Genomic DNA, 10664 nt, shown 5'->3' with positions numbered 1-10664 from the left:
GGCGTCGTCAGCGTGCTGACGCTCGCGGTGCAGCTGTTCGCGTTGCCGGCGCTGCCGCCGCGCGACAACCCGAGCCTGCGCGTGCTCGGCGAGCTGCTGCGGCGCCCGCCGGTGCGCGTGGCGCTGCTGGCCGTGCTGCTGGTGGTGTCGGGCCACTTCGCGGGCTTCACCTACATCCGCCCGCTGATGGAGCACGTCACCCACCTGTCGGTGAGCGCGGTCTCGGCGGTGCTGCTGGGCTACGGCATCGGCGGCTTCTTCGGCAACTTCGCCGGCGGCTGGATCGCGCAGCGCAGCGAGCGCCATGCCATCGTGGCGGGTGGCGTGCTGATCGCGCTGCTGGCGGCCACGCTGCTGGTCGGCGGCAGCTCGTCGTGGGTCACCGCGATTGCCGTGCCGCTGTGGGGCTTCGCGTTCGGCGCGTTCCCGGTGGGCTTCCAGACCTGGATCGTGCGGGCTGCGCCCGACCAGGCCGAAGGGGCCGGTGGCCTGCTGGTGGCGGCGTTCCAGATCGCGATCGCGAGCGGTGCCATCGGCGGCGGGCTGCTGGTCGACCACATCGGCGCGCTCGGCGGGCCGGCCTTCGCGGTGGCGGCGCTGACGCTGGGCACCTTGCTGACGCTGCGCCACGGGCCGCGGCCGGTGCGGGCCTGATCGAGGGGCCACGACCGTGAACGACACCACCAGCCGCCGCATCGTGCTCGCCGCGCATCCGCACGGCCTGCCGACGGTAGATGATTTTCGGCTCGAGACGCAGCCGGTGCCTGCGCCGGGCGAGGGCCAGGTGCTGCTGCGCACGCTGTTCCTGTCGATCGATCCGTACATGCGCAACCTGATGGAGCCCGTCGGCCCGGGCTACGCGCCGCCGGTGGCGATCGGCGCAGCGATGGTCGGCGGCACGGTGAGCCGGGTGATCGCGTCGAGGCACCCGCGCTTCGCAGTGGGCGAGCTGGTGCTCGCGAACGCGGGCTGGCAGGACCAGGCGCTGTCGAACGGTGACGACCTGCTGGTGCTGGGCGACATGGCGCAGCCGTCTCTCGCGTTGGGCGGCCTGGGCATGACGGGCTTCACCGCGCAGGTCGGGCTGGGAGACATCGGCCAGCCGCGCGCCGGGGAAACCGTGGTCGTGTCGGCGGCGACCGGGGCGGTCGGATCGGTGGCGGGTCAGCTCGCCAGGCTCAAAGGCGCGCGCGTGGTCGGCATCGCCGGTGGGGCCGACAAGTGCCGGTACGCGGTGGAGGTGCTCGGCTTCGACGCCTGCATCGACCGCCGCGGCGCGCAGTTCGCCGAGCGCCTCGCCGCGGCGTGCCCGGCCGGCATCGACGTGTACTTCGAGAGCGTCGGCGGTGCCGTCTTCGATGCGGTGCTGCCGCTGCTGAACGTCGGTGCGCGCGTGCCGGTGTGCGGGTTCATCGCGCACTACAACGAGGCCGAGCCGACGACCGGGCCGGATCGCCTGCCGCAAGTGCACGCCGCGCTGCTGCAGAAACGCATCCGCATGCAGGGCTTCATCGTGCTCGACCACTATGGCGAGCGCTTCGACACCTTCCGCCGCGAAATGGCGCAACGCGTCGCCGAAGGCACGGTGACGCTGCGCGAGGACATCGTCGACGGGCTGGAGAACGCACCGGCCGCATTGCGCGGGCTGCTGGAAGGGCGCAACTTCGGCAAGCTCGTCGTGCGCGTGGCGCAGGACTGAGTCACTGCATCACTTCTGCAGAAGAGACGCGATGGCGCGCGTGACCTCCGGCGTGGTCGGCGTGAAGACCACCAGGCTCAAGCCGTCGGCCGCATCGACCGAGTAGGTCGAGTACTCGAACGACAGCGGGCCGGCGACCGGGTGCGTGATGCGCTTGTGGCCGACCCAATGCCGGCTCACCTCGTTCTCGGCCCACATGCGGCGGAAGTCGGCGCTGCACGCCTGCAGCTCGGCGGCGAGCGCGGCGGCTTCGGCGGAGCCGCCGGTGCGGGCCACGTCGATGCGAAACACGGAAAGCGCAAAGCGCGCGCCCGACTCCCAGTCGGGCCAGTGGCCGCGGGTGCGCAACTCGCCGAACAGGCGCCGCAGCAGGTTGCGCTCGCCGACGGGCAATGCGGCGTAGTCGGTCAGCACCGCCGCAGCGGCGGCGTTCCACGCGACGATGTCCCAGGTGGGCGTCTTCACGACCGCGGGGCTGGTGGCAAACGAATCGAGCACGCGTTGCAGCGCCGGTTCCACTGCCGACGGCGGGGCCGGGCTGAGCGGCGGCGGCCGCTGCTGCGCGAGCAGGAACAGCATCTCGCGGCTGGCGGCGTCGAGTTCCAGCGCGTGCGCGAGCCGCTCCAGCACGTCATCGGAAGGCGGGCCGCCGCGGCCTTGCTCCAACCACGTGTACCAGGTCACGCTCACCGCGGCGCGTGTCGCGACCTCTTCGCGCCGCAGCCCCGGCGTGCGGCGCCGGCCGGGCGCATCGGGCCCGGGCTGCAGGCGCGCGCGGCGATCGCGCAGGAACGCGCCGAGGGTGAGCACCGTGTCGGGCAGGGTGTCAGCCGTCATGCCTGTTAGCTCTCATACCTGTATACGTTCTCGGCTTTTCGTGGCCCGTGCAACGAAGGACAGTACGCCCCTTCATTCATCGGGAGTCAGTATGCGTGTATTCGTGACGGGAGCCACCGGCTTCATCGGGTCGGCCATTGCGCGGGAGCTGCAGGCCGCAGGGCACCGCGTGCTCGGGCTGGCGCGCAACGACGCAGCGGTGGCCGCGCTGGAGGCGATGGGCGTCGAGGCGCATCGCGGCGAGCTGGCCGACATCGACAGCCTGGTCGCCGGCGCGACGGCCTGCGACGGCGTGATCCACATGGCGTTCATCCATGATTTCAGTGCGTATGCGGCGTCGGTCGAGGCGGACCTGCGCGCGGTGGACGCGATGCTGCGGGCGCTCGAGGGCACGGGCAAGCCCTTCGTCGGGACCTGCGGCACGGCGTTGCTGGCGAACGGGCGCCTCGGCACCGAAGCCGACGCCCCGGTGCCCGGTGCCGCGGGCCACATGCGTGCCGCGTCGGAGGCGAAGGTGCTGGCTGCGGCGGCGACCGGTGTGCGATCGAGCGTGGTGCGCCTGGCGCCTACGGTGCATGGCACCGGCGACCACGGCTTCGTGCCGGCGCTGATCGACATCGCGCGCCGCACCGGCTTTGCCGCGACCATCGGCGATGGCGCGAACCGCTGGCCGGCGGTGCACCGTTCGGACGCGGCGCGGCTCTACCGGCTGGCGCTGGAGCGCGCGAAGCCGGGCTCGCGCCTGCACGGCGTGGCGGAAGAAGGCGTGCCGATGCGCGAGATCGCCGAAACGATCGGGCGCGGGCTCAAGCTGCCGGTGCGCAGCCTCACGCCGGACGAAGCCCTCGTGCATTTCGGCTGGATCGCCCGCTTCGTCGCGATCGACAACCCGAGCAGCAGCGAGTTCACGCGCAGCACGCTGGGATGGCAGCCGAGCGGCCCCGGCCTGCTGGAGGACATGCGGGACAACGGGTACTTCAGCGCCTGAGCGCGGTCCCGATCGCCTGGTCCAGCAGTTCCAGCCCCAGGTCGATCTCGCCGTCGCTGACCGTCAGCGGCGGCGCCACGCGGAACACGCCGCCCATCGCCGGCAGCTTGACGATGTTCATGCTGAGCCCGAGCTTCATGCACTCGCGCGTGATCGCCTCGCCGAGCTCGAACGCCGGCTCCTTGGTGTCGCGGCTCTTGACCACCTCCAGCCCGAGCAGCAGGCCGCGGCCGCGCACATCGCCGATGCATGCGTGCCGCGATTGCAGCTTCCGCAGTCCCTGCGCGAGCCGCTCGCCGGCGACGCGGGCGCGCTCGACCAGCCCATCGCGCTCCACCACCTCCAGCACCTTCAGCCCGACCGCCGCCGGCAGCGGATCGGACACGTGCGTCGTGTAGAACAAAAAGCCGCGCGCATGGGCTTCTTCCTCGATCGCCGCGGTGGTCACCATGGCGGCCAGCGGCAGCCCGGCGCCCAGCGTCTTCGACAGCGTCAGGATGTCGGGCGCCACGCCGTCGCGCTCGCACGCGAACATCAGCCCGGTGCGGCCAACGCCGGTCTGCGCCTCGTCGAGGATCAGCAGCATGCCGCGCTCGACGCACTTCTGCTTCAGCGCCGCCATGTAGCCCGGCGGCAGCTCGAGGATGCCGCCGCTGCTGAGGATCGGCTCGGCGATGAACGCCGCCAGCGCACCGGTGGATTGGCGGTCGACCTGCTCGAAGCCGTCGTCGAGCTCGCGGCGCCAGTCGAGCGTGCCGTCGGGGTGGGTGAAGCGCGGCCGGTACGCATTCGGCGCCGGAATGGCCATCGAGCCGACCGAGGCCGGCCCGTAGCCCTTGCGCCCGGCGCTGTAGGTGGCTGAGGCCGCGGCCCCCGTCATGCCATGCCATGACTGCGTGAAGCCCACCACCTCGTGCCCGCCGGTCACCAGCTTGGCCATGCGCAACGCGGCCTCGTTCGATTCGGCGCCGGTGCTCAGCAGCAGGCAGCGTTCGAGCCCTGCCGGCGCATGGCGCGCGATCCGTGCCGCCAGTTCGACGACCGGGCGCGACAGCATGCCGCTGAACAGGTGATCGAGCGAATGGATCTGCTCGGTGACGACCGCCGCGATGTCCGGGTGCGAGTGCCCGAGCACCGCGCTCATCTGCCCCGACGTGAAATCGAGGATCGCCCGTCCGTCGGCGTCGTAGACGAAGCTGCCCTTCGCGCGCTCGATGATCAGCGGCTCGAAGCTGCCGCCATAGCGGATCAGGTGCCGGCGCGCTTGCTGCCAGAACTGCGGGTCGTCGTTCCTGCTCATGATGGTGCGGGCCTCGTGGTGGAGTTGTGGCATCTTGCGCACCGGCACGCGCTTCGGGAAGCGAATAGTTTTGGAACGAGCCATCAGGAGAATTCATACCGTGGGCCAGTCACTCGACATCGACCTGCTGCGCAGCTTCGTGGCCATTGCCGAGACCGGCGTGCTGGGCCAGGCGGCCGCGCGCGTCGGGCGCACGCAGTCGGCGCTGAGCATGCAGATGCAGCGGCTGGAGGGCGTGGTCGAGCAGCCGCTGCTGTTTCGCACCGGGCGCGGCGTCACGCTCACCGCGGCCGGCGAGCGGTTGCTCGCGCATGCGCGGCAACTGCTGGCGCTGCACGACGAGACGCTGGCCGAGTTGCGCGGCGAGCAGCTGTCGGGCGTGTTGCGCTTCGGCTGCCCGGACGACTATGCGGTGGTGTTCCTGCCGCACCTGCTGCGCGGTTTCGCGAGCCTGAACCCGCGCGTGCAGCTGGAGGTGGTGTGCGCGCCGACGCCGCGCCTGCGCGAGTTGCTGGCGCGGCATGCGATCGACCTCGCGCTGGTGTCGGTGATGGCGTCAGCGGACGATGCCGACGTGATCCGCCGCGAGCCGCTGGTGTGGGTGGGGCAGCGCGGCGGCAGTGCTGCATCGCTCGACCCGCTGCCGCTCGCGCTCGGCGCGCCGGATGCGTTCGACCACCAGGCGCCGCGGCAGGCGCTCGAGGCCGCGGGCAGGGCCTATCGGCTGGCCTGCGCGAGCAGCAGCCTCACCGGGCTGGTGGCGATGGTGCGATCGGGCCAAGCCATCACGGTGCTCACGCAGACCGCCGTGCCCGACGACCTGCAGGTGCTGCCGGCCGATGCCGGGCTGCCGGCGCTGCCGACGGTCGGCATCGCGCTGGCCTTCGACCGCGAGCAGCCGTCGGCGCTGGTGTCGGCCTTCGGGTCGCATGTGCGGCAGGCCTTGCCTCTCGCGTAGTGCAGCGACGCAGGCCCGCTACAGTTCCGCACCACCCCGACGGAGTCCACCTTGCACACCGGCACCTGCCTCTGCGGCACCATTCACTACGAGATCGACGGCCCGATCGGCGCGGCCCTCTACTGCCACTGTTCGCGCTGCCGCAAGGCGAACGGCGCGGCCTTCGCGGTGACCGCGCCGGTCGCGGCGAAAGACCTGCGCTTCGTCGCGGGCGAGGCGTCGCTGAAGAGCTTCAGCACCGCCGAAGGCATCCACCGCGTGTTCTGCGCCGAATGCGGCTCGCCGATCCTGAGCCGGCGCGATTCCGCGCCCGACGTGGTCCGGCTGCGCGTCGGCAGCCTGAACACGCCGCTGCCGCAGGCGCCGTCGGCCCACATCTTCGTCGGCTCCAAGGCCGAGTGGTTCGAGATCCACGACGGGCTGCCGCAGCATGCCGAGCGGCCCGTGCAGCCATGAGCGCAACGGCTGCGGCGGTAAAGGGTTCACTGGCGGTGCTGCTTTCGTGCGCAGCAGGTGCGGCCATCGCGGCACAGCCATTCGAGGGGCCGAACTGCGACCTGGTGGAGCCGCCGGCCGAAGCGGGGGACATCATCGCTCCGAACGGCAGTCCGGTCGCGCTGTCAGGTCGCGTCTTTCCGCGACTCTCCGACATTCCAGCCGGGTACACCGGATGCCAGGTGCTGTGGTCCGTCATCGGCAACGGGCCACGGAATCGCGCGCTCATTGCGCTTCGCGAGGGCCGTGTCGAGGCGGTCCGGCCGAGTCCCCCGGTGCCTCTGTGCGCACCGGGTGAGAAGACCATCGATACCGGTTGCTCGCCTCGGCAACTGGGGCTGCTGGTGTCGTTTCCCGCGGGTTGCGCCAAGCGAGCGGCCGATGCGAGGCGCATCCCCGTCGACTGCATGCAGGCGTTCCAGCGCGAATACGCCATCTACGACCTGCTGGAAGAGTGAGCGCGATGCCGGTCGACCAGCTCGGCAGCAGCTTGAACGGTTCTTTCTGATTCCACCTGCTCGGCCCAAGGAAATGGCGTCTCTGCTCGATGTGCGACGACGGGAGAGTTCGAAGCCCGCGCTGCGCTCATGTTTGGTGTCTTGCTCTTTGGTTGGGCTTTCGTTGCGATGACGGGCGAGGTAGTCCGAGGGTTTGCCGGAATTTCGCGGGGTAAGGATTTGCGCGCAGACTGACATTTCCCGATTTCATCTAGTAGCGCAGCAAGGAGTGCCACTATGGGCGGCAACAAGCGACTTCTCGAAGAGGATGAAGCCAAGCGCTACGCCGCTGTGCAGTTCGCAATTGAGCTGGGTGTACTTGAACGCTGCGAGTACCACGACGACGTAGTTTTCGAAGGTTCTGGCGATCTCGATGCAGCATATCGAGCGGCAGCTGCTTCGTATAAGCGGGGGGAGCACAGCATCTTCGCGWGCCAGCGTGAGTTCACGGACTACATCAAGCTCGTGGTGCGCGATCATCCCGCCGACGAGTGCCCAAGTTGCGACAGGTTGGAACTGGATTCAGATTCCTAACCCAATATCTTCGGAGCGAGCATGCAGAGATGTTGGCAACAGCTTGTCGCCCGCTTGGCTGCAATGATCGTGAGTGGGGTCGCGGCGAGTTGCGATGCGGCACCTCCACTCGCACCGTTTGGCCTTCCCGAGATCTGTCGTGCCACGGTATCTGTCTTGATGGGCAGGCAGGTGAAGTTGATCAAAGTGGACCAAATGGAAGGTGATGTAGTCGCGGTTCACTATGTGCGCCCTGACGACAAGACGCGTTGGGACTATCGCTGTAAGACGGTCGGACAGAGAGTACTTTGGGCATCGCTCACCGGCCGCTGGCGCGACCATCCAATGGATGAGGTTCTGAGCTTCGCGGTAGTCGGTACGACTCTTAAGATCGATCAGCGCTTCACCGACGGCTCGGGTTCAACCAAGTCTTTCTCAGTGCGAGACTTCAGGGATTGATGGGCGCGCGATCGGATCTCGTGTGAACAGCTAACCATGGAGATGCACAGATCACTGGTCCAACGAATGATGGATCGCGTGCTTGAGCGACCTCAAATGGAGTACGTCGAGGCCAAGATGGGGCTCTTCCCTGATCAACTACTGGCTCAGGACGATGCCGACTTTTTGTACGAACGAACCAAAAGCATCCGACGCGGAATCACGCAGGCTTGGTCAATCAGTGATTGGGTGAGATCCGAGGGATCGCCATTTCGCAGCCATGCCGCGGCCGAGCAAGACTTTTTGATCCTCTTTACGAGCCGGGAACTCTATATGGGTCACGGTCTCATGATGCGTAGCCTGTATCCCAGTCATCGATTCAACTACCCAGACGGGGAACTGGGTCAGCGCGTCGAGCGATTCATGCCTCTGCAGAACGTCTTCATTGCTTCCATCGCTGACTTCGAGCGCCTGGTTGGACACGTGCAAGCGTCAGGGCGCCCCTTGGCAGCAATTCTCAAAGAGGCCGCCGCCGACAACTTGAACTCGTCGACCGGAAAGTATCTCTTGGGTATGCACCTCGATGGCAAACCGGGTCGCAAGGGCACAGACCTCGCACGAAACGCGCTGCGCGCGTGCGCTGAACGCCTCCACCGAGCAATCGATCCGTCGGGTGAGGCACCCATTCCTGAATTCGATTGACGTGCGGCACCGTTGCTCAAGGTGAGACATCCTCATTGCGTGATGCGCTCGGCCGGCCGTTGATGCGCTCGTGGATCGTTTGTGCGATCGGCAAAGGGAAACAAGTTCCCATTTGCCGTTTCTGCAATCGTCCGCAGTAGCGGGCGGCCTCCCTCTTAGTTGCTGACGCCACTGGCCGACGAGGCCGGCGGCGACGGCGGGGTCGGCGTCGGCTTGACCAGCGCGGTGGCCTGCCACGTGCCGGTGTCGTCGGTCGCCGGGCCGGCCAGCGTGCCCGACAGGCTGCCGTCGGCCGCCAGCGTGCCGGTGCCGGTCAGCACGGTGCTGCCGGCCGCCAGCTTCAGCGTCAGGCTGCCGTCGGCGGCTTGCGTGCCGGTCACGTCGTAGACCGTCTTGCGGGCGTGCGGCTTGCCGCCATGGCTGCCCCAGGGCGTGATGCTGCTCGCGTCGCCGCCGGCCGCCGTCACCTTCTCCTGGTAGCTCGTCACCAGCGCGGTGGTGTCGGTCCTGAATTGCTCGGTGCGGGTCTTCACCGCATCGATGAAGGTCTTGATCGCGGCGCGCTGCGCCTCGTTCAGGCGGTGGCCGGCGTCGGGCGTGGCGGCCGCATCGAGTGCGGCCTTCAGCGTGGCCTGCAGCGCCTCGACATCGGTCTTGTAGGCCGTCTTCAGCGCTTCGAGCGCGGTGGCGAACTCGGCCTGCAGCGCGGTCACCGCATCGCTCGGCGTCGCGGTCAGCTTGCCGCCGACCAGCTTGCCGGTGAGGGCGGTGCTGCCGTCGTCCTGCGCGACGCTCTGCAGCACCAGCGTGCCGTCGAGGGCCTGGCCTGCATCGGTGCCCGCATCGACCTTGGCCGCGAAGGTGTACAGCGCGGCCTCGACGTGGCTGCCGTTGAAGCGGCTGCCTTCACCGGTGGTGGTGCGCACCGACAGGCCGGCGGCCGACTCGCTGACGGTGACCGATGCGGCCGAGGCCGACTCGCCATCGGCGCTCTTGTCGGCGCCACCGCAGCCGAAGAGCAGGGCGCTGGACAGGGCCAGCGCGGACCATTTGAATGCGGACGTGGGCTTCAGCAACTTCATGAGTGACAACTCCTCTGATGCGTTCTTGGATGAAGCGCACTGCGTGGAGCGGTGCGCCGGTGGGTACTGCCGGCGCAATGTAGGTTGGCGATTGCACGCTGTCGTCGCTTCGTAAGCCGCTTCGGCCTGCACTTACCAAATGCACGGAAAGTGGGGGAGCCGCTTACGCGCGGCACTGAATTCACACGACTGTGTCGTCGTTGAAATAGTCTGTCACCCCATGGGTCCATCCCGGCACGTTGACGTAGTAGCGCACGGCCTTGCCCTGGCCGGTCGTCCACAGCAGGCCGTGCCGCACCAGGTCGGCCAGGTCGCGGGTCGCCGTCGGCTTCGAGGTGCCGGTGAGCTTGATGTATTTGTCGGCATTCAGGCCGCCGAGGAAGCCGCCGTCGCCGTCGTCGAGCAGCCGCTGCAGCACCTTGCGCTGGCGCTCGTTGAGCTCGAGGTGGGCGTGTCCTTGCCAGAACCTGGCCTTCTCGATCGCGCGGCCGATCACCTGGCTCGAGCGCTCGCAGGCCAGCGCGAACTGCTGCGCGAACCACAGGACCCAGTCGGTGGCGTCGCCATCGCCGCGCTGGGCGGCGTTCAGCGCGTCGTAGTAGCCCGTGCGTGAGGCGAGGAGCTGGCGCGACAGGCTGTACAGCCGCACCGGAACGCGGTGGTCCTGCGCGATCGCCATGTCGACGACGGCGCGGCCGACGCGGCCGTTGCCGTCCTCGAACGGATGGATGCTCTCGAACCAGAGGTGGGCGAGGGCCGCACGAGCCAGCCCGTCGAGCGCGGGCAGGCGATCCGGCTCAGGCGCAGTCTTCGCGAACCACGCGAGGAAGCGGTCCATCTCCTTCGCGACCCGGCGCGAGGGCGGGGCTTCGTAGTGCACCACCTCCTTGCCGGGCGGTCCGCTGACGATCTGCATCGGCTCGGCGTGGTCGCGCCAGCGGCCCACGGCAATGCGGCGGATGCCGCTCGTGCCTCCGGGAAACAACGCCGATTGCCAGCGCTGCAGGCGCTCGCCATCCAACGGCGTGTCGAACCCGTTCATCGCGTCGTTGAGCACCTCGACCAGGCCATCGACATGGCGATCACGAGGCCCTGTCGTCGCGAGGCCGAGCCGGCGCATCACCGACGAGCGCACGGCCGCGGGGTCGAGTCGCT

Annotated in this window: 13 protein-coding genes; 9 read left to right on the top strand and 4 right to left on the bottom strand. The window is 68.7% G+C overall.

Translation table 11 applies throughout. The features are described from left to right. Both AC1D15_RS08255 and AC1D15_RS08250 read left to right on the top strand, forming a co-directional pair. Positions 1 to 654, top strand: a 654-nt coding sequence (locus AC1D15_RS08255; protein WP_477825602.1) for an MFS transporter, incomplete at its 5' end; no start/stop codon positions are given. A gap of 16 nt (positions 655 to 670) precedes the next feature. Further along, on the top strand, positions 671 to 1699 hold the full coding sequence (locus tag AC1D15_RS08250) for an NADP-dependent oxidoreductase (protein WP_477825601.1): 1029 nt from the start codon (positions 671 to 673) through the stop codon (positions 1697 to 1699). A gap of 9 nt (positions 1700 to 1708) precedes the next feature. Here AC1D15_RS08250 and AC1D15_RS08245 read toward each other — a convergent pair whose 3' ends face one another. Beyond that, on the bottom strand, positions 1709 to 2536 hold the full coding sequence (locus tag AC1D15_RS08245; protein WP_465110557.1) for a helix-turn-helix transcriptional regulator: 828 nt from the start codon (positions 2534 to 2536) through the stop codon (positions 1709 to 1711). 91 nt (positions 2537 to 2627) lie between these two features. Here AC1D15_RS08245 and AC1D15_RS08240 point away from each other — a divergent pair, with 91 nt between their 5' ends. After that, on the top strand, positions 2628 to 3524 hold the full coding sequence (locus AC1D15_RS08240; RefSeq protein WP_477825600.1) for an SDR family oxidoreductase: 897 nt from the start codon (positions 2628 to 2630) through the stop codon (positions 3522 to 3524). Here AC1D15_RS08240 and AC1D15_RS08235 read toward each other — a convergent pair. Next, on the bottom strand, positions 3514 to 4824 hold the full coding sequence (locus AC1D15_RS08235) for an aspartate aminotransferase family protein (RefSeq protein ID WP_477825603.1): 1311 nt from the start codon (positions 4822 to 4824) through the stop codon (positions 3514 to 3516). The two genes, AC1D15_RS08240 and AC1D15_RS08235, sit on opposite strands and share 11 nt — an antisense overlap. A gap of 100 nt (positions 4825 to 4924) precedes the next feature. On the opposite strand from AC1D15_RS08235, the gene AC1D15_RS08230 reads away from it, so the two are divergent. From AC1D15_RS08230 to AC1D15_RS08205, 6 genes are all read left to right on the top strand, one after another. Further along, positions 4925 to 5782, top strand: a complete 858-nt coding sequence (locus tag AC1D15_RS08230; protein WP_477825599.1) for a LysR family transcriptional regulator — start codon at positions 4925 to 4927, stop codon at positions 5780 to 5782. 51 nt (positions 5783 to 5833) lie between these two features. Then, positions 5834 to 6238, top strand: a complete 405-nt coding sequence (locus AC1D15_RS08225) for a GFA family protein (protein ID WP_477825598.1) — start codon at positions 5834 to 5836, stop codon at positions 6236 to 6238. After that, a complete protein-coding gene (locus AC1D15_RS08220) occupies positions 6235 to 6735 on the top strand; it encodes a hypothetical protein (protein ID WP_477825597.1) in 501 nt (166 codons plus the stop codon). Before AC1D15_RS08225 ends, AC1D15_RS08220 begins: the two co-directional genes overlap by 4 nt. Positions 6736 to 7011: 276 nt before the next feature. Beyond that, positions 7012 to 7308, top strand: a complete 297-nt coding sequence (locus AC1D15_RS08215) for a hypothetical protein (RefSeq protein WP_477825596.1) — start codon at positions 7012 to 7014, stop codon at positions 7306 to 7308. A 171-nt stretch (positions 7309 to 7479) separates the two neighbouring features. Further along, positions 7480 to 7746 (top strand): hypothetical protein, encoded by a 267-nt coding sequence (locus tag AC1D15_RS08210; RefSeq protein WP_477825595.1) that lies wholly within the window; start codon positions 7480 to 7482, stop codon positions 7744 to 7746. Positions 7747 to 7842: 96 nt separating this feature from the next. After that, positions 7843 to 8427: a hypothetical protein gene (locus AC1D15_RS08205; protein WP_477825594.1), complete on the top strand. Its 585-nt coding sequence runs from the start codon at positions 7843 to 7845 to the stop codon at positions 8425 to 8427. 155 nt (positions 8428 to 8582) lie between these two features. Here AC1D15_RS08205 and AC1D15_RS08200 read toward each other — a convergent pair whose 3' ends face one another. After that, positions 8583 to 9509 carry a hypothetical protein gene (locus AC1D15_RS08200; RefSeq protein WP_477825593.1) on the bottom strand — a complete coding sequence of 309 codons (927 nt, stop codon included), beginning with the start codon at positions 9507 to 9509 and terminating at the stop codon, positions 8583 to 8585. 181 nt (positions 9510 to 9690) lie between these two features. After that, positions 9691 to 10664: Fic family protein (locus tag AC1D15_RS08195; RefSeq protein WP_477825592.1), on the bottom strand; the 974-nt coding region annotated here is incomplete at its 5' end.

This window comes from Rhizobacter sp. P2_H2 (genome assembly GCF_056403375.1).
Note: the sequence above shows the minus strand (reverse complement) of the source record. Positions and strands in the feature narration are given on the sequence as shown.